This window comes from Gymnodinialimonas ceratoperidinii (genome assembly GCF_019297855.1).
In the GTDB taxonomy this organism is placed as follows: Bacteria; Pseudomonadota; Alphaproteobacteria; order Rhodobacterales; family Rhodobacteraceae; genus Gymnodinialimonas; species Gymnodinialimonas ceratoperidinii.
Genome location: NZ_CP079194.1, coordinates 129,614 through 147,546 on the forward strand (window position 1 = coordinate 129,614; position 17,933 = coordinate 147,546).

The 17,933-nt window shown below is 65.6% G+C and carries 19 protein-coding genes; 10 read left to right on the forward strand and 9 right to left on the reverse strand.

Annotation, left to right across the window (positions count from 1 at the left end):
* Window positions 1–4: 4 nt before the first annotated feature.
* A complete protein-coding gene (gene holA, locus KYE46_RS00720) occupies window positions 5–1,036 on the forward strand; it encodes a DNA polymerase III subunit delta (RefSeq protein WP_219002741.1) in 1,032 nt (343 codons plus the stop codon).
* Window positions 1,037–1,639 carry a glutathione S-transferase family protein gene (locus KYE46_RS00725; protein WP_219002743.1) on the forward strand — a complete coding sequence of 201 codons (603 nt, stop codon included), beginning with the start codon at window positions 1,037–1,039 and terminating at the stop codon, window positions 1,637–1,639.
* A gap of 18 nt (window positions 1,640–1,657) precedes the next feature.
* Here the strand turns inward: KYE46_RS00725 and KYE46_RS00730 are convergent, their stop codons facing one another.
* The 3 genes from KYE46_RS00730 to KYE46_RS00740 all read right to left on the reverse strand — a co-directional run bounded on the left by KYE46_RS00730 (window position 1,658) and on the right by KYE46_RS00740 (window position 4,275).
* Window positions 1,658–2,839 carry a TIGR03862 family flavoprotein gene (locus KYE46_RS00730; RefSeq protein WP_219002744.1) on the reverse strand — a complete coding sequence of 394 codons (1,182 nt, stop codon included), beginning with the start codon at window positions 2,837–2,839 and terminating at the stop codon, window positions 1,658–1,660.
* 78 nt (window positions 2,840–2,917) lie between these two features.
* Window positions 2,918–3,529 (reverse strand): enoyl-CoA hydratase/isomerase family protein, encoded by a 612-nt coding sequence (locus tag KYE46_RS00735; protein ID WP_219002745.1) that lies wholly within the window; start codon window positions 3,527–3,529, stop codon window positions 2,918–2,920.
* Window positions 3,526–4,275, reverse strand: coding sequence for an SDR family oxidoreductase (locus KYE46_RS00740; protein WP_219002746.1), 750 nt, complete (start codon window positions 4,273–4,275; stop codon window positions 3,526–3,528). Before KYE46_RS00740 ends, KYE46_RS00735 begins: the two co-directional genes overlap by 4 nt.
* A gap of 154 nt (window positions 4,276–4,429) precedes the next feature.
* On the opposite strand from KYE46_RS00740, the gene KYE46_RS00745 reads away from it, so the two are divergent.
* From KYE46_RS00745 to KYE46_RS00755, 3 genes are all read left to right on the forward strand, one after another.
* Window positions 4,430–5,917: a DUF2125 domain-containing protein gene (locus KYE46_RS00745; protein ID WP_219002747.1), complete on the forward strand. Its 1,488-nt coding sequence runs from the start codon at window positions 4,430–4,432 to the stop codon at window positions 5,915–5,917.
* A gap of 114 nt (window positions 5,918–6,031) precedes the next feature.
* Window positions 6,032–7,381, forward strand: coding sequence for a TldD/PmbA family protein (locus KYE46_RS00750; protein WP_219002748.1), 1,350 nt, complete (start codon window positions 6,032–6,034; stop codon window positions 7,379–7,381).
* Complete coding sequence (locus KYE46_RS00755; RefSeq protein ID WP_219002749.1) at window positions 7,368–8,156, forward strand: inositol monophosphatase family protein; 789 nt, start codon at window positions 7,368–7,370, stop codon at window positions 8,154–8,156. Before KYE46_RS00750 ends, KYE46_RS00755 begins: the two co-directional genes overlap by 14 nt.
* Window positions 8,157–8,165: 9 nt before the next feature.
* On the opposite strand, the gene KYE46_RS00760 is transcribed toward KYE46_RS00755, so the two are convergent.
* Entirely contained in the window at window positions 8,166–8,348 is a 183-nt protein-coding gene (locus KYE46_RS00760; protein WP_219002750.1) for a hypothetical protein, read from the reverse strand.
* Between the two features lie 596 nt (window positions 8,349–8,944).
* Here KYE46_RS00760 and KYE46_RS00765 point away from each other — a divergent pair.
* The 3 genes from KYE46_RS00765 to lpxK are packed head-to-tail and all read left to right on the forward strand — an operon-like array spanning window position 8,945 to window position 11,478.
* Window positions 8,945–9,190 (forward strand): DUF4170 domain-containing protein, encoded by a 246-nt coding sequence (locus KYE46_RS00765; RefSeq protein WP_219002751.1) that lies wholly within the window; start codon window positions 8,945–8,947, stop codon window positions 9,188–9,190.
* A gap of 6 nt (window positions 9,191–9,196) precedes the next feature.
* On the forward strand, window positions 9,197–10,489 hold the full coding sequence (locus KYE46_RS00770) for a 3-deoxy-D-manno-octulosonic acid transferase (protein WP_219002753.1): 1,293 nt from the start codon (window positions 9,197–9,199) through the stop codon (window positions 10,487–10,489).
* Window positions 10,489–11,478, forward strand: coding sequence for a tetraacyldisaccharide 4'-kinase (lpxK, locus tag KYE46_RS00775; protein ID WP_219002755.1), 990 nt, complete (start codon window positions 10,489–10,491; stop codon window positions 11,476–11,478). Before KYE46_RS00770 ends, lpxK begins: the two co-directional genes overlap by 1 nt.
* 133 nt (window positions 11,479–11,611) lie before the next feature.
* On the opposite strand, the gene KYE46_RS00780 is transcribed toward lpxK, so the two are convergent.
* Window positions 11,612–12,295 carry a DsbA family protein gene (locus tag KYE46_RS00780; protein ID WP_219002756.1) on the reverse strand — a complete coding sequence of 228 codons (684 nt, stop codon included), beginning with the start codon at window positions 12,293–12,295 and terminating at the stop codon, window positions 11,612–11,614.
* Between the two features lie 10 nt (window positions 12,296–12,305).
* On the reverse strand, window positions 12,306–12,833 hold the full coding sequence (locus KYE46_RS00785) for a DUF721 domain-containing protein (RefSeq protein ID WP_219002757.1): 528 nt from the start codon (window positions 12,831–12,833) through the stop codon (window positions 12,306–12,308).
* A gap of 79 nt (window positions 12,834–12,912) precedes the next feature.
* Here KYE46_RS00785 and mutY point away from each other — a divergent pair, with 79 nt between their 5' ends.
* Together mutY and KYE46_RS00795 are read left to right on the forward strand one after the other, a co-directional pair.
* Window positions 12,913–13,962, forward strand: coding sequence for an A/G-specific adenine glycosylase (gene mutY / locus KYE46_RS00790; protein ID WP_428845068.1), 1,050 nt, complete (start codon window positions 12,913–12,915; stop codon window positions 13,960–13,962).
* Window positions 13,949–15,082: an alkane 1-monooxygenase gene (locus KYE46_RS00795; protein ID WP_219002760.1), complete on the forward strand. Its 1,134-nt coding sequence runs from the start codon at window positions 13,949–13,951 to the stop codon at window positions 15,080–15,082. The genes mutY and KYE46_RS00795 overlap by 14 nt, the downstream gene beginning before the upstream one ends.
* Window positions 15,083–15,200: 118 nt before the next feature.
* Here the strand turns inward: KYE46_RS00795 and KYE46_RS00800 are convergent, their stop codons facing one another.
* The 3 genes from KYE46_RS00800 to rnhB all read right to left on the reverse strand — a co-directional run bounded on the left by KYE46_RS00800 (window position 15,201) and on the right by rnhB (window position 17,885).
* Window positions 15,201–15,839 (reverse strand): NAD(P)-dependent oxidoreductase, encoded by a 639-nt coding sequence (locus KYE46_RS00800; RefSeq protein WP_219002762.1) that lies wholly within the window; start codon window positions 15,837–15,839, stop codon window positions 15,201–15,203.
* Between the two features lie 235 nt (window positions 15,840–16,074).
* Window positions 16,075–17,178: a site-specific DNA-methyltransferase gene (locus KYE46_RS00805; RefSeq protein WP_219002764.1), complete on the reverse strand. Its 1,104-nt coding sequence runs from the start codon at window positions 17,176–17,178 to the stop codon at window positions 16,075–16,077.
* Between the two features lie 107 nt (window positions 17,179–17,285).
* Window positions 17,286–17,885, reverse strand: a complete 600-nt coding sequence (rnhB, locus tag KYE46_RS00810; RefSeq protein ID WP_219002766.1) for a ribonuclease HII — start codon at window positions 17,883–17,885, stop codon at window positions 17,286–17,288.
* Window positions 17,886–17,933: the final 48 nt, after the last annotated feature.

Consider the following 17,933-nt stretch of genomic DNA (forward strand, 5'->3'; position numbering starts at 1 on the left):
CGCCATGAAGCTCTCCACCCGCGACGCCAACGTCTATTTCAAACGTCCCGACACCTCTGCAGCCGGTTGCCTGATCTTTGGCGATGACGCCATGCGGGTGGCGCTGAAGCGGCAGGATCTTCTGTCAGCACTTCTGGGCGAAAACGCCGAGGAAGAGATGCGCCTGACGCGAATGACCGGGGCCGACCTGCGCTCGGACAACGCAGGCCTGCTGGATGCGGTGAAGGCCGTTGGCTTCTTCCCCGGCCGCCGCGCCGTGCTGATCGAAGGCGCCACCGACGGCTTGTCCAAGGTCTTCAGCGCCGCTTTCGAGGAATGGCAGGAAGGGGACGCCCAGATCATTGCCACCGCCGGCAGGCTCACGGCGAAATCGGCGTTGCGCAAGGTGTTCGAGGGCAACAAACGCGCCTATGCCGCCGCGATCTACGACGATCCTCCGGGACGCGCCGAGATCGACGACATGCTGAAGGCGGCGGGCATCACCGAGGCCGATCGCGAAGCCTCGGCCGATCTCGAGGCGCTGGCCCGCGCCATCGGCCCCGGCGACTTCCGCCAGATGATCGAGAAGTTGGGGCTCTACAAAAGCGGCGATGCCACGCCGGTCACCCCCGCCGATATCGAGGCCGTGGCCCCCCTGACCCGCGAAGCGGAGCTGGACGACATCCTCCACGCCACGGCGGAGGCCGATGCCGGGGTCATCGGCCCGCTTCTTACGCGTCTCAAACAGCAGGGAACGACGCCGGTGTCGCTCTGCATCGCCGCCCTGCGTCATTTCCGGGCGCTGCACATGGCGGCGGCGCATCCGAACGGCCCCGCGGCAGGGCTGCAGGCCATGCGTCCCCCGGTCTTCGGGCCGCGCCGCGACCGCATGGCGCGACAGGCTGGAAAATGGGGTCGCGACGGATTGGAGACGGCCCTGTCGATGCTGATCGAAACGGATTTGATCCTGCGCTCTGCGAGCACGGCACCGCAGATGGCGGTAATGGAGCGGACGTTGATCCGCCTGGCGATGTTGCCCGGACGGGGGAGACGATGAATGGATGATTACCTTGTATTCGGCAGTGCAAAATCGCGCGCGATGCGGGTCCTGTGGGTGATGGAAGAGCTGGAGCTGACATATTCCGTCGTGACCGCCTCGCCGCGCTCCGAGGAGGTGCGGTCGGTGAACCCGACGGGCAAGATCCCGGTCCTGCTGACGCAGGGCGTGGCGATCCCGGATTCCGTGGCGATCATGACCTATCTCGCAGACAGGCACGGCAAGCTGACCGCAGACGCGGGCACCGTGGAGCGGGCCTTGCAGGATGCTTTCGTCAACGCCGTGAATGACGAACTCGACGCCGTTCTCTGGGCGGCGGCGCGTCACAGCTTTGTCCTGCCGGAGGAACATCGCGTGCCCGACGTGAAGCCCTCGTTGCGGTGGGAATTTTCGCGGAATCAGGACGCCATTGCAGATCGGATGGCGCCGGATGGTCCCTTCGTGAAGGGGGCGGAGATGACCATCGCCGATATCCTGCTGTCGCACTGCATCGGTTGGGCACAGAACGCGAAGTTCGAGGTCACGAACGAGCGGCTTCTGACGCACAACGCGATGATGCGGGACCGTCCTGCGTTCAAGCGTGCCCTCAAGGCGGGAGTCTGACCGAACCTTGCAGGCTTTCTAACGATCCGCGTGATACCTCGCGGCGTGCAAGCCCGCCCAACGTCCTGTCGCAAGGCAGCCGTTGATCAGGTATCCGCCCGTCGGCGCTTCCCAATCCAGCATCTCCCCGGCGACGAAAACGCCGGGAATGGCCTCCAGCATCAGCCCCTTGGTCACGGCCGCGCGCGGCACGCCTCCGGCGGTCGAGATCGCCTCGTCCATCGGGCGCGGGCTGTCGTGCTTGACCGGGAGCGCCTTGATCAGCTGCGCCAAGGCCATCGGGTCTTCCGGCAGCGGCCGGGCAAATTCCTGCAGCAGCGCGCGTTTGAGCGCGTCGAGGCCCAGCCCCGTGAGCGCCTTGGTCAACGTCTGCTTTCTCGGGCGCTTCCGGAGACGTGACGCCAGACCCTCCACCGGACGGTCCGGCAGCAAATCGAAGGTCAATTCTGCCCCTTCCCGGACGGCAGAGGAGACCGCGTAGATGCCGCCCCCCTCCAGCCCCCGGTGCGAGATCACGGCCTCGCCCCTCTGTCGCGTGTCGCCTGCCTGCAGCGCGATGTTCTTGAGCGGCGCGCCGAGATGCGGCTCCATATGCTCGGACCATGCAACCTTGAGGCCCATGTTCGCGGGCTTGAAGGGGGCGAGGGTCACGCCCTTGGCGCTGAGGATCTCCGCCCATGCACCATCGGAGCCAAGCCGCGACCAGCTTGCCCCGCCAAGGGCCAGAACGGTGACGGCAGGGGTGATCGTCTGCGGCCCCTCGGGCGTGTCGAAGGTCAGCGCGTCGCCGTCGAACCCGGTCCAGCGCCAGCGCAAGCGCATCTCTGCGTCCAACCTTTGCAGCCAGGCGCGCAGGAGGGGGGAGGCTTTCATCGCCTTGGGGAACACCCGCCCGGTCGTGCCGGTAAAGATCGGCTGGCCCAGATTCTCGGCGAAGGCCATGACCTCGACGGGATCCAACTGCGCGATCATCGGGTAGAGCCAATCGCTGGCCGCGCCATAGGCCCGCGCGAAGGCCTCGAGCTTTTCGTCCTTGGTCAGGTTGAGGCCCGACTTCCCTGCCATCAGGAACTTGCGCCCGGCCGAGGGCTTGGCCTCGGCGATGGTCACCTTGCGGCCCTCTTTCACAAGCGTCTCGGCCGCCATGAGCCCTGCGGGGCCCGACCCGATGACGAGCGCATCAACCGTGATGTCCTGCATGGTGTTGAGGTCCTTTTGGGGGCCAGCCCCCAACCCCCCGGAGTTGTACTGGCCAAGATGAAGGAGGGAGCGGGGTGCCTAGGGTATCATCGTCTTGATGGCATGAAGGTTTGCCTGATCGGCTGCAAGGGCCGTGGCGCACAGGGCGCGGGCCGAGAGGAGAAGATCATCCGGCGCGCAGATCCGATCGACGAGGCCGAAGGAGAGTGCTTCCTCAGCGGAGAGCTTCTGCCCGGCCAGAAGGATCAGCTTGGCGCGCGCGGGGCCCACGAGGTTCACGAGGCGCGGCGGATCGGAAGGTTGCGGCAGGAAGCCCAGTTTGGCGACCGGGTAGAAGAATTTCGCCGCCGGGACGCAGAGGCGGATGTCACAGGCCAGCGCCATGCCGAAGGCGCCCCCGGCCAGCGTGCCGTTCAAGGCGGCGATGGTCAGGCAGGGCAGCGCGGATAGCGCGCCGGAGACCTGTTCCCACAGATCGGATGTGGCAAGGCCAGCATGGGCCTCGGCAAGGTCGGCGCCGGCGGAGAAGACAGAGGCGCCCGTGCCTGTGAGGATCAGGGCGCGCACCGATTGGCAGTCGGTAAAGGTCTCCAGCAGGTCCTCCAACATCGCCGCGGTCAGGGAGTTGGCCTTCTCGGGCCGGTTGATCGTGACGATCCGCAGGCCGTTCTCGTCCCGGACCTCGATCACGCGAGGCCGACCGCCGCGCGGATGCTCTCGTCCCGCAGGGAGATGTCGCCGCCGAGGTAGGGGTCCGCGGCCTCGGTGCACATCCAGGCGAGGGTCTTCGCCGGCCACTCCGGCGGGATGTGATCGGACCAATCCAGCGCGGCGACGGGGTTCATGCCGGTCGCCTTGATCTCGACCTGCATCTGCGTGGCCACCGTACCCGGCGAGAGACCAAGCGCGCGGATGCCGCGATCGCCCATTTCCTTGTGCAGCGAGCGGGTCAGCATCAGGGCGGCCGCTTTCGAGGCACAATAATGCGACCAGCCTTCCAGCGGATTGGTCGCCGCACCCGAGGAGATGCCGATGATCGTGCCGCCCTTGCCCATGTGGGTCAGGGCCGCATGCATGCCGTTGAACGTGCCCTTGAGGTTGATGTCGATGACCTGCCCCCAGGCCTCGGGGTCACTGTCCTCGATCCGGGCGACCGGCTCGATCACGCCGGCGTTGTTGATCAGCACATCGAGCGAGCCGAAGGTGTCGACGGCAGCATTGCAGGCAGCCTCGACCTCCCAATAGCGGGCCACGTCGCAGGTCACGGCGAGGGCATTCTCGCCAATCTCGCCGGCCAGCTTGGCGATGGCGTCATGGGATCGCGCCAAGAGCACGACCTTGGCGCCCAGGCTCGCGAACTCGCGCGCGGCGGCGGCGCCGATGCCCCGGCTGGCTCCCGTGATGACCACTGTCTTGCCCGCAACCGCATGTGCCATGGCGTAAGTCCTTTTTGCTTCACAACTAATCGGGCAGAGCGTAGCGCCCCCGATCGGCGGCGACCAGCCATATCAGGGGATCCTTACTTGACGCACTGCGATCCGGCCTTGATCATCCAAGCTTTACATCCTGTTTGCTGGAGAAACCCCTCCGATGAAACGACTTAGTTATATCCTTTCCACGCTGGCGCTTGCCGCGGCGTCCCCCGCGGTCGCCCAGACCTCTGCACCGGAGCTGTGGGCCGAGTGGCTGGCTCAAGCCGAGGCCACCGGCCAGAACGTGACCGCTGACGTGACCGAAACCGACACCGGCCTGACGCTCTCCAACCTCACCGTGCTTTTCGAGGATGAGGCCGTCACGACCCGCGGCGTGATCGACGAGATCCAGATGACCGAGAACGCGGACGGTACCATCAGCGTCAGCTACTCCGATCTCTACACGATGACCTTTACCTTCTCGGTCGATGATGACGCGCCGCCGGCGAACATCGAGATGCTGGTGCGGCACGAGAACCTCGGCATGGAGGTGTCCGGCGAGGCGGGCGCGCGGGTCTATGCCTACGCCGCCGATCAGCTGTCGATCACCGAGGGGCGGCTGTGGGGCGGTGGCAGCGAGCCGCCGACCATCGACGTCGACATGGTGCTGACGGACCTCGATTCCACCTACACCATCACCGGTACGGACCCTGCCACGATGCGGTTCAGCTCCGACGGCAGCCTTGGTGGCTTGACCCTGCGGGTAGAGCTTGCCTCGCCGGATGAGCCCGGCTCCTTCAAGTCCGGGCTGATGATCGGCCCGATGGAGGCGACCAGCGCCGGGACGCTGCTCTCGCTGGCAAACCTCAACCAGGCGGACGACGCGCTGCCCGAGGGCTTCGAGCTCACCGGCAATACGACCTACGCGTCAATGGCGTTCGAGATGCTGTTCGAAGCGCCGCAAGAAGGCTTTGCCGTCAATTATCGCAACGACGGGGGCAGCATCGGAGCCGCGATTGCGCCCGATGAGATGAGCTACAACATCGCGGCCAGCGGCGCGCGGGCGATGATCACGGGGACCGACATCCCCGTGCCGGTCGAGTTTTCTGTCGGCTCCAGCGAAGTGGCCCTGTCCCTGCCGCTGATGGCCTCGGACGCGCCGCAGGACATGGGTCTACGGGTCGGGGTGCAGGAGCTTGTCGTGGGTGACGCGCTGCTGAGCATGGTCGATCCCGGCCGCGCCTTGCCGCGTGATCCGATGAGCCTCCTGTTCGACGCATCCGGCCAGGTGCAACTGTTCATGGACCTTGCGAACATCGACCCGGACGAGATGACCGGTCCCCCGGGTGAGCTGCGCACGCTGAGCGTGAACGAGATGAACCTCTCGGTCGGTGGCGCGGCATTGACGGGCACGGCGGATTTCAACTTCACGCCGGGTCAGATCGTCCCGATGCCGGTCGGCTCGGCTGATCTGGAGCTTGCCGGGGGCAACGCCCTTCTGGACGCGCTGATCGACGGCGGCCTTGTGCCGAACGAACAGGGTGCCTTCATTCGCGGGGCCGCCAACGTCTTTGCGCGGCCCGGTGCAGGTCCGGACACATTGGAGACCACGGTGGAATTCGGCGCCGACGGCTCGATCACGGCGAACGGCATTCCGCTGCAATAAGCCTCTTGTTCGAGACAATTTTGCACGGCCCGGGGATCATTCCTCGGGCCGTTGCGCTTGCAAGCCTGCCGCCCCGGCTCTACCTCGGTTGCAACCCATGCCTTGAGGACTCCCATGACCGATACCGCGCTTGCTCCCCTCGCCGCTGCTTTGCTTGAGGCCGCCACCCGTGCCGGGGCCGATGCGGCAGACGCCTTGGCCGTTGACGGCACCTCGGTCAGCATTGGCGTTCTGAACGGCGCGCTGGAACAGGCTGAGCGGTCCGAGGGGATCGAGGTCGGGCTGAGGGTTCTGGTCGGTAACCGGCAGGCTTGCGTCTCGGCCTCGGATACCTCGCCCGAGACCCTGCGGGAGATGGCTGAACGCGCCGTCACCATGGCCCGTCTGGCCCCGGAAGATCCCTATGCGGGCCTTGCCGACCCCGCACAGCTCAGCACCCTGCGCGATGGCGCTGCCCTAGATATGAACGACACCGGCGCTGACCCGGACCCCGCCGCGCTCGAGGCGATGGCGCTGGAGGCCGAGGCTGCCGCCTTGGCCGTCAATGGCGTCGCGCAGGTGTCGAATGCCGGGGCAGGTTTCTCCCGGCGGCAGGTGCATCTGGCCGCGACCAACGGGTTTGCCGGGGGTTACGCGCGCACCGATCACGGTGTGCATTGCGTGGCGATCACCGGCGAGGGCGTGAAGATGGAGCGCGACTACTTCGGTGACGCGCGCAATCACGCACGCGATCTGATGGCGCCGGAAGACGTCGGCCGTCTGGCCGGCGAGCGCACCGTCGCGCGTGCCGGGGCCTCGAAGCCGCCGACCGGCGCGTTTCCGGTGATCTTCGACGAGCGTATCTCTTCGGGGCTGATCGGCCACCTTCTGGCGGCCACCAATGGCACCGCCATTACCCGTGGCGCGTCGTGGGCCCGCGATCTCTTGGGGGAGCAGGTGCTCCCCAAGGGGCTCTCCATCATCGAAGAGCCGCACCGCCCCCGCACCTCGGCAAGCCGCCCCTTCGACGCGGAAGGCCTGCCCACCGCCGATCGGCTTATCGTCGAGGACGGTATCCTGAACGGCTGGACGCTGGACCTTTCCACGGCCCGCAAACTGGGGCTGACCTCCACCGCTTCGGCCACCCGCGGCACCGGCGCGCCGCCCTCCCCCTCCGTGGGCAACGCGCGGCTGACCGCAGGCTCGTACACGCATGAGCAGCTTCTGGCGGAAATGGGAACCGGGTTGCTGATCACCTCGCTGATCGGATCCTCGATCAATGCGACCACGGGCGACTACTCTCGCGGGGCATCGGGGTTCTGGGTCGAGAACGGCGAAATCAGCCATTCGGTGAACGAATGCACCGTCGCGGGCAACCTGCGCGACATGTTGCTGAGCCTCGTGCCAGCCAATGACGCGCGGCCCCATCTGAGCCGCGTGGTGCCCTCCCTTTTGGTCGAAGGATTGACGATTGCCGGGGCCTGAAGACGACCTCAAGCTGCTGCGCGACGCCGCCTTGCGGGCGGGCGAGATCGCCAAGCAGTACTTCGGTCAGGACCCTGCCGTCTACGACAAGGGCGCAGAAGGCCCGGTGACCGAGGCCGATCTGGCGATCGACGTGATGCTGCGCGAGACGCTGCTGACCGCGCGGCCTGATTACGGCTGGTTGTCGGAGGAGACAGAGGACGGCCCTGACCGGCTCGACGCAGAGCATGTGTTCATCTGCGATCCCATCGACGGCACCCGCGCGTTCATCGAGGGTGGCACGAGCTTCTCTCACTCGCTGGCCGTCGCGCGGAATGGCAAGATCACCGCAGCGGCGGTCTTTGTGCCCATGCGGGACAAGCTCTACACGGCGGCGCTTGGGGCGGGCAGCACGCTCAACCAGAAGCCCCTCAAGGTGACCGAGACGGTGAATTTGGCCGAGGCCACGGTGCTGACCACCAAGGCCAACCTGTTGGCCCACCACTGGAAAGCCGACATCCCGAGCGTGCGCAAGGCCTACCGCCCGTCGCTCGCCTACCGCATGTCGCTGGTCGGCGAGGGGCGTTTCGATGCGATGATGACCTTCCGGCCCACGTGGGAGTGGGACATCGCGGCAGGGGCGTTGATCATATCGGAGGCAGGGGGCGTGGTGACTGACGGCTATGGCCAGGCACTGCAGTTCAATGGTCCCGCCGCGCAGGTGAACGGTGTCTTGACCGGAAGCGCGGCGGTGCATCGCGCCTTGCTGGACCTGCGGCCGGCCTTCACCGGCTAGAGCGGTTCTCTAGGGGCCGCTGACCCGGAACACCACAATGTTCAATGGCCCCGTCGCCATGATCCGGCTGGCCGAGAAAACCTCGGCATCCGCGGGAGCATCGGTATGGGCAATTGCAGCCTGAGGGAGGGTCGCAAGCACGGTGACGATCAAGAGCGGGGCCAGTTTTGAAAGGGAGGATGAGAAGGGCATGGCAGCTATGGCGTCTCTGGAAAAAGGGGTGGCGAAATCTCTCTGATGTCTCTGTGCTTGCCTTAACAACCTACGAAATCAGGCAAAGTTCCGCGAGTAAGGCTCTCCTTACCTCTCACGCGAAAACCCCCGCCGTGGGGAGACACGGGCGGGGGCTGACGCGAGGCGGCTGACGCGGCGGGGAGGGAGAGAGCGTGAGCGGGCCTTGCGAAGGGCGACAATCTTGCCGGCGAAGCTGATCTCAGCGCGGGCGATATGCTGGTTCAACCCGGCGGGCCCGGTCGCGTCGCTGGAGATCAGGGGAGGAACCTCCAGCGACGGTGCGGGCGACAACGGAGGGGGTCATAGCGAGGAGAGAGGCGAAAAGCGCCATGGCTGTGACGAGGTAGAAAAAATGGATGATCATTGGAAAATACCTCCGTTGCGATGACACCAATATGCGCCTCGCACGGCCTCCGCGCCATGGAGGGAAACCTGACCCCGCCGCGGCGCGTTACCCCCTTTCAAGCGTCGCGCCGTGCCACACAAAACCGGTTCCCCCGGTCAAGCCACATGCTGTAAGGGTGCGAGTGATATTCAACCTGTCGGAGATCCCCATGCCCCAACGCCTGCACCTTGTTTTCGGCGGAGAGCTGAAAGACCCTCAGAAGACGGAATTCGAAAACCCCAACGATATCCACATCGTCGGCATGTTCCCCGATTACGCCTCGGCCTACGACGCGTGGAAATCGGAAGCGCAGCGCACCGTGGACAACGCCCACATGCGCTATTTCATCGCTCATATTCACCGCCTGCGCGACGAGGCGACCGAAGGCTCCTCCACCGAAGAACTCGGCGGCTGAGCCTTCATGGCGCGATCCCTCACCCTCGGCCTCTATCTTGCATGGTCCGCGCGCGGCGCGCGCACCTTTGCGGAGCGAAAGCTGCGCGAGCGGCTTGCCGATGGCAAAGAGGATGCCGCGCGGCTGGATGAGCGGCGCGGGATCGCCAGCCTGCCGCGGCCCGACGGGCCGCTGGTCTGGTTCCACGCGGCATCTGTCGGCGAGTCGCTGGCCTTGCTGGAACTGATCCGGCGCGCCCTGGAAGAGCGTGAGGATCTGACCGTTCTGGTGACCACGGGGACCGTGACCTCTGCCGCCGTGATGGCCGACCGGCTGCCCGAGCGCGCCATCCACCAGTTCGCGCCGCTGGATGCCAAGCGTTTTGTCACCGCCTTCCTAGATCACTGGAAGCCCGACGTGGCGATCTGGACGGAGAGCGAGCTGTGGCCCACGCTGGTCGTGGAAACCCACGCCCGCGACATCCCGATGCTGCTGCTCAACGCGCGCATGTCGAAGGCCAGCCACGACAAGTGGCGTTTTGCCCGCGGGATGGTGCGCAGCCTTCTGGGGCGGTTTCAGGCAGCCTTGGTGCAGGACAATCTGACGATGGTCTACCTGCGCCGCTTGGGGATGCCCGTGGACCGGATGAAGGTGATGGGCACCCTGAAGGAAGGCGCCGCCGCCCTGCCCTGCAACGAGGATGACCGCGCCGAGATGGCGAAGGTTCTGGCAGGGCGTCCGGTCTGGCTCGCGGCGTCCACCCATGAGGGGGAGGAGAAGCTGGTTCTGCAGGCGCACCGGATGGCGATGCGATCCTCGCCCCGGCTGCTCTTGATCCTCGTGCCGCGTCATCCCGAACGCGCCGACGAGATCGCCGAGCATCTGCAGGCCGAAGGCTGGCGCTTTGCCCGTCGCAGCGCAGGCGAAGAGCCGACGGATGTGGCTCCGGTCTTCCTCGCCGACACCATGGGTGAACTGGGCCTCTGGTACCGGCTCTCGCCAATCAGCTTCGTGGGCGGCAGCCTCGTGGCCATCGGCGGCCATAACCCGTTCGAGCCGGCCGCCCTGGGCTCTGCGATCCTGCATGGGCCCTACGTGACGAACTTCGTCGACATCTACGATCGCCTGCGCGAGGGCGGCGCGGCGCGGCTTGTCTCTTCGCCTGAGAAGCTGGCGGGCCAGGTGGCCGAATTGCTCAATCCTGACGAGGCGGCAACCATGGCTGCGGCGGCATGGCAGGTGATCTCGGACGGGGCGGATGTGACCGACCGGGCGCTGGCGCTGATCATCGATACGCTGGAAGAGGCGGAGACCCCCTGATGCGCGCGCCGGGGTTCTGGCACGAACCGGCGGGGCTCTTGTCCTCGATCCTGTCCCCACTTGGGGCGCTCTACGCGGCTGGCACGGCGCGGCGTCTCGCCTCCGGCGCGCGGGAAAGCGTGGGCGTGCCGGTGATCTGCATCGGCAACATCAACGCAGGCGGCACCGGCAAGACGCCAACGGCGATCGCGGTGGCTCAGAAGGTGGCGGCGCGCGGTGTCGTCGTCCATGCCGTCACCCGCGGCTATGGCGGCGCGCTGGAGGGACCGGTCCGTGTCGACGAGCGCGGGCACAGCGCGCGGGAGGTGGGCGACGAAGCGCTCCTGCTGGCCGCCTTCCTGCCGACATGGGTCGCGAAAGACCGCGTTGCCGGGGCGAAAGCTGCCGTGGCCGCCGGCGCACAGTGCCTGATCCTCGATGACGGATTCCAGAACCCCGGCCTCGCCCATGACCTGTCGGTCGTGGTGGTCGACGCCTGGCGCGGCTTCGGCAATGGCCGGGTGATCCCCGCGGGACCCTTGCGGGAACCGGTGGACGTGGGGCTTTCGCGCGCCGACCTGCTTTTGAGCATCGGACCCGCCCCTGCGCAGACGCGCTTCGAGAAGGCTTGGGGGGACCGACTGGCCGTGCCGCACATGAGAGGCGCGCTGGCGCCATTGCCGACCGGCTTGCCCCTCGACGGGCTTCCGGTTCTTGCCTTCGCGGGTATCGGCCATCCGGAGAAATTCTTTCAGACCCTGCGCGACATGGGGGCGAACCTCCTCGCGACCCACGCCTTGGCCGACCACCAGCCCTTGAGCGATGCTCTGATGACCCGGCTCCTGCGGGAGGCCGGCCAGCGCGGCGCGCAGGTGGTGACGACCGAGAAGGACGCCGTGCGGCTCGCGCCGGAGTTTCGGCAGCAGGTGATGACCGTGCCGGTCCGGCTGGAGGCGGAGGATTGGACGCCCTTGGAGCGCGAGTTGGATCGGATCATGGCGCGCCTCTAGCTGCCGTTGCACTGACGGCGGCTGTTGCTCCGGAAGAGCCGTATTTTTGAAAAGATGAAGGAGGGGGTGCGGCGTGTGACCGCCCTCACAGGGGTGATCCGCGCCCGGTTGCGGGGGGCGCGGATCCGGAGGGTCAACCTGCGGCTTCGATGGCGGTATCGAGAAGCGCGCTCATGTCGGTGTAGTTCATGTTGCCGTGCAGCTCATCGTTGAGGATGAAGGCCGGCGTGCCGGGGATTTCATGCACTTCCATGTTCGCCTCGTAGGTCGCGATCATCGCCTCGGCCATGGCGGCGTCAGTCATGCAGGCGTCGAGTTCCTCGTTCGAGAGGCCGGCGGTGCGGCCGATGCGGCGCAGGTTCTCGGCGATCTCGGCGGGGGAGCCTTGCGTCCACTCGCCCTGCTGCTGGTAGAGCAGGTCGACGATGCCGAAGTAGCGCAGCGGGCCGCCGCAGCGCGCGACCATGCCGGCCCAGAGGCCATAGCGGTCGAAGTAGACTTCGCGGTAGATGAAGTTGATCAGGCCGGGTTCGATGTAGTCGCGGTTCAGCTCGGGGAAGACGTTGCTGTGGAAGCTGCGGCAATGGGGGCAGGTGAAGCTGGCGTATTCGATCAGTGTCACCGGGCTGTCGGGATTGCCTTTCGACATCTCGGTCACCTCGGGAAGCTCCGTGACTTCCTGCGCGTTGGCGGCCGAGAAGGGCGTCAGCGGGGCTTCCGTCTGGAAGCGTTGGCCGCCGCGGCCGTTCCATACCAGATAGGCGCCTGCGCCGAGGACACCGGTGGCGCCGCCCAAGATCATGGCTCTGCGATCCATTTAATTCTCCTTAACGATTTGTCTGTGTAACTATGTTCCCGGCCAGCTTTCGCAAGGCGTCGCGCAGCTCGGGATCGGTGATGTGATCGAGGCCGCGGGTGGCCTGTGCAAGGCGCGCCGGGTCGGGTGCGGGTTTGGCTTTCGGCTTGGTGGCGACGAAAGCGACCTGCCCTTCCGCGAAACCGGTTGGGGCGGTCTGGGTGACCTGAACGTCCTTGATCGCGGAATAACCGTAGCAGGCGTTGACGCGCGTGATGATGACCTCGCGGCTCATTTCCAGCATCGGCGCCTTGGCCCCGGTTGTCAGAAGAACCAGCGTCCCGCCGAAGCCGCGGCCGAATTTGACCTTCACCGGCACGGCCATCTCGGCGATCTCGGGCCCCACGATTTCTGCCCAGTGGGTCAGCAGCTTGGTCTCGGCAAAGCCCCGCTTTTCGGCCGGGGTGCGCAGCTCGGAGCCCACCAGCGTCACGGCACGCTCGAAGCCGCGCTTGCGGCGCGGGTTGGGCTGTGGCGTCTTGGTCGGGCGGGCGGCCATGGGTTGAACCTTTCGTTGCACGCACTCTATGCCTTCACGGGATGCTAACCAATATCATGCGGCGAAGATTGGATAACGGGTGCGTGAAGATCAGATAGGGCGCGCGTTGTTGGAGTGGTATGACGCCCATGCGCGGGTTTTGCCATGGCGGGTTCCCCCCGGGTCGGGAGAAGCGGCCGATCCCTACCGGATCTGGATGAGTGAGATCATGCTGCAACAAACCACCGTGGTCACCGTGAAGGCCTATTTCGAGCGTTTCACGGCGCGCTGGCCGACGGTGGCCGATCTGGCCGCCGCGGAAGATGCCGAGGTGATGGGGGAATGGGCGGGACTGGGCTATTACGCGCGCGCCCGCAACCTACTGAAATGCGCCCGCGTCGTGGTGGCGGATCACGGCGGCAGCTTCCCGAATACGGAGGCCGAGTTGCTGACGTTGCCGGGGATCGGGCCTTACACGGCTGCCGCTGTCGCCTCGATCGCGTTCGACCAGCCGGCGCCGGTGATGGATGGCAATATCGAGCGCGTGATGGCGCGGCTCTTCGCCGTTGAGGCGCCCCTGCCGGGGAGCAAACCGGTCTTGAAGGCCCATGCAACCCGGCTGACGCCTGCAGAGCGTCCCGGGGATCACGCGCAGGCCTTGATGGATCTTGGCGCCACGATCTGCACGCCCCGGTCTCCGGCCTGTGGGATTTGTCCGCTGATGGCGGCCTGCTTCGCACGCGCGCAGGGGATCGCGGCAGACCTCCCCCGGAAGGCGCCGAAGAAGGTCAAACCGACGCGGTTGGGCTATGTCTACGTGGCGCGGCGCGCGGATGGCGCCCTGCTGCTGGAAACGCGGCCCGAGAAGGGGCTCTTGGGCGGCATGCTGGCCTTTCCGACGTCGGAGTGGTCGGACGCTCCGGAAGAGGCGCCTCCCTTCGAGGCCGATTGGCGCGATACGGGAGTGGAGGTGCGCCATACGTTCACGCATTTCCACCTGCGTCTGACGCTACGGCAGACAGAGGCCCCCATGGACTTGGCACCGGAACGGGGTGAATTTGTGCCCGAGGCCCTATTCAAGCCATCCTCTTTGCCTACGCTGATGCGCAAAGCCTATGACCTGAGTGAGACAGATCATGATCCCGCCTGACACCGTCTCGAGCTTCCAACGGGCGCTTCCGTTCTGGGCCAGCCTCGCGTTGATCCCGCTGATCGCGGTTCTGGCAACCTTGGGCGGCTGGTGGTTGCTTGGCATCCCCTTGGCGACATGGTGGCTGTTCGCGGTTCTGGACCAGGTGACCGGGCTGGAGTTGGAGAACGCCGATCCCGACACGCCGGATGCGCAGCTGTTCTGGTACCGGGCGATCACCCTGCTCTGGCCGCCGCTGCAATTTGCGACGCTCTTCGGCGTGATCTTTTACGCCGTGCGCGCCGAGCATCTGAGCGGCATCGAGATTGCCGGGCTGACCTTCGGCATGGGTGTGTTGAGCGGCACGATCGGGATCAATTATGCGCATGAACTGATGCACCAATCCTCCAAGTTGGAGCGCTGGTTGGCGGATCTGCTGCTCGCCAGCGTGTTGTATTCCCACTTCCGGTCCGAGCATCTGCTGGTTCATCACCGCTATGTCGGCACCGGGCGCGATCCGGTGACGGCGCGGTACAACGAAGGTTTCCACCGGTTCTTTCCGCGCGTGCTCCGGCAATCCTACGGCTCGTCCTGGCGGGCCGAGGTGGCGATGCTGGCGCGAAAAGGGCTCTCGCCACTGGATGGGGGAAACCCGTTCTGGCGCTATTTGGCGTTGCAGGCGGGGTTCTTGCTGGTTGCGTTTTTGCTTGGCGGGTGGGTCGGGCTGGCGATGTTCCTGGGGCAGGCCTTCACGGCCATCTGGCAGTTGGAACTGACCAATTACATCGAGCATTACGGGCTGACCCGAAAGCATTTGGGCGGTGGAAAATACGAGCATGTGCGCCCGCGGCACTCCTGGAACGCGGCGCATAAGGCCTCGAACTGGTTGCTGATCAACCTGCAGCGGCATTCGGATCATCACTACAAGCCGGACCGTCGGTTTCCGCTGTTGCAGAATTATACCGAGGCCGATGCACCGCAGTTTCCCTATGGCTACCCGGTGATGACCGCCTGCGCGATGGTGCCTCCGCTGTGGAAGCGGGTGATGAACCCGCGGGTGAAGCGGTGGCGGGCGATGTATTACCCGGAAATCACCGAGTGGCAGCCCTACAACAAGCTGACCCATCCGGCGCCGCGCTAGCACGGGCACCGGGGCGCCCGGCGAGGCCGGTCGCGCAGCGGGGGATGTCATCCCCCGGACCCCCTGAGAGTTGTATGGCCAAGATGAAGGGGAGCCGGTGCGTGAGGCCAGCGCGGCGTTATCTTTGCAGGGCCGGGGTTTGGTGGATGTGGCTGCCCTCTTCCGCCGCCGTAACGAGGAAATCCGCCACATCGGCGCGGTTGATGAGACCGTTGCGCCATGTCTCCTTCTCGACCAGCACCTTGTAGGCGTTGGATTTGCGGTTGTCGGACAGGATGCCGGGGCGGGCGATGGTCCAGTCCAGGGTGCTGTCGCGGATGAGTTTCTCCTGCAGGTCCTTGTCCGCGTAGGCGCGTCCGAGGAGTGCTTTCTGGGTGAGCCTTTCGGGGGTGGAGAGTTTCTCGGCGCTATCGCCTGCGCCGAAGCCCGTGACCGTGAGCAGGCGCTTGATGTCGGCCGCCTCCATCGCTGCGATCAGGACCCGCGTGGCGTCTGAGAAGAGGGTCGTAGGCTTCAGGACGCGCATGTCCTTGGGCACGCCGAGGGTGAGGATGACGGCCTCGACCCCTTCGGTCGCGCGGGCCACGTCGGCGGGGTCCGTGGCGTCGCCATCGAGAACGGTGAGCGCTTCGGGCGCGTCTGTGAAGGTCTGGCTGGCGGAGCGCGACATGGCGGTGACCGTGTGGCCTCGCTCCAGCGATTCTTCGACCACCTTGCGGCCAATACCGCGGCTTGCACCGATTACGGACAGTTTCATGGGCGTCACCTCCTGTTCCCTTAGATAGGGTCGCGCGGGGCTCCGCCAACGGGAAATCGCGGAGGGCGCGCGTCGCGCGGGTGCTGAACGCGAAAAGACCCGCCGGTACCAGACCGACGGGCAGAGTTGGCCCGCGCGGCCATCACCTGGTCACACGCGCGGGCGGCAAGGTTTCGTGCCAGACGCAAGGCGCGCGCATGATGCGCCCCACGTATGGTGTTCCTTGAAGGGGAGGTTACTCGGACATTTCCGCCCGAATTTGCTGGCGCAGGACATCAATCGAGACGTTCTTGCCGTCGCGCTTGAAGTTCCAATACGTCCAGCCGTTGCACGAGGGCGCGCCCTCAAGCTCGGCGCCGACCTTGTGGATCGAGCCCTTCACGTCATCGGCGATCAACGTGCCGTCGGCGCGCACTTTCGCCAGGTGGCCGCGGGGGCTGGTCAGCATTTCGCCGGGGCGGAGAAGGCCGCGTTCGACCAGCTGGCCGAAGGGCACGCGGGGCTCGGCGCGCTTGGGCGTGGTCACTGCGATCGCCGTCTTGTCGAACTTGCGCACGCGGGAGATGCGCTTGGCGGCGACCTTGCGGTAGGCCTCCTCACGCTCGATGCCGATGAACTCGCGCCCAAGGGCCTTGGCAACCGCGCCGGTGGTGCCGGTGCCGAAAAACGGGTCGAGGACCACGTCGCCGGCGTTGGTGGAGCCCACCAGAACCCGGTGCAGCAGCGATTCGGGCTTCTGCGTCGGATGCGCCTTGTCGCCCTTGTCGTCCTTCAGGCGTTCGCCACCGTTGCAGATCGGCAGGACCCAGTCCGAGCGCATCTGGATGCCCTCGTTCAGCTCCTTCAACGCCTCGTAGTTGAAGGTGTATTTCGACCCTTCGTCCTTGGAGGCCCAGATCATCGTCTCATGCGCATTGGTGAAGCGCTTGCCGCGGAAATTCGGCATCGGGTTCGACTTGCGCCAGACCACGTCGTTAAGGATCCAGTAGCCCTGGGTCTGCAACTCGGCGCCGACGCGGAAGATGTTGTGGTAGCTGCCGATCACCCAGATCGCGCCGCCGGGCTTCAGGAGTCGTTTGGCCGCGGCCAACCAGGCCTTGGTGAAAGCGTCATAGGCCTTGAAGCTGTCGAACTGGTCCCAGGCATTATCGACAGCATCGACCTTGGAGTTGTTGGGGCGGTGGAGGTCGCCCTTCAACTGCAGATTATAGGGGGGGTCGGCAAAGATCAGATCAACCGATGCCTCCGGAAGGGCGTTCATCACGTCGATGCAATCACCCGCAAGAATCTCGTTCAGGGGCAGTGTCGCCACTGCCTTCTCTTTTGTTTTTATTGTCATGTTCCGCCTCGCAAAGGCGCCTCTTTTGGGCGCTCATTTCTTATTGAGGCTAGAATCCACGAAGAGGGATTCCCGGTCAATTTGCATCGAATCCAACCGGTACGATTTTATCCACACAACATCTTGCGGATGGGCGCAAAACTACGTCGGTGATGAGGCGTGACCCCTAGATGATGTAGGCCGTCGCTGTGTTTCGCGGTGCCATACCCCATATTTGTGTCCCAACCGTAACCCGGATGCATCACCGCAAGCTCTTTCATCAAGCTGTCTCGCCGCACTTTGGCCACAATTGACGCCGCCGCGATCGAGACCGACAGCGCGTCGCCCTTCACGACACAGGACGAGGCGCAAGACAGACCCGAGGGCGTCGCATTGCCATCGATCAAGGCGTGGGACGGCGTGGTCTTCAGGCCGGAAATCGCGCGGCTCATGGCGAGGAAGGTGGCTTGGCGGATGTTCAGTGCATCGATTTCTTCGACCGAGGCCCACCCGACCGAGACCTCTGCGCAATCCAGAAGCATCTGCGCCAGCGCATCGCGCCGCGCCTGGGTCAACTTCTTGGAATCGTTGAGACCTTCAGGAATGCAATCGGGGTCTAGGACGACGGCGCAGGCCGTGACCGGACCCGCCCAAGGCCCGCGCCCCACTTCGTCGACGCCCGCCACGATGCCGCCAAGGCCTATTTCCATGCTGAAATCCGGTCCCATATGACTGCATTGCGACAAAGAAAAAGGCGGCGCAACCCCGGGGATGCG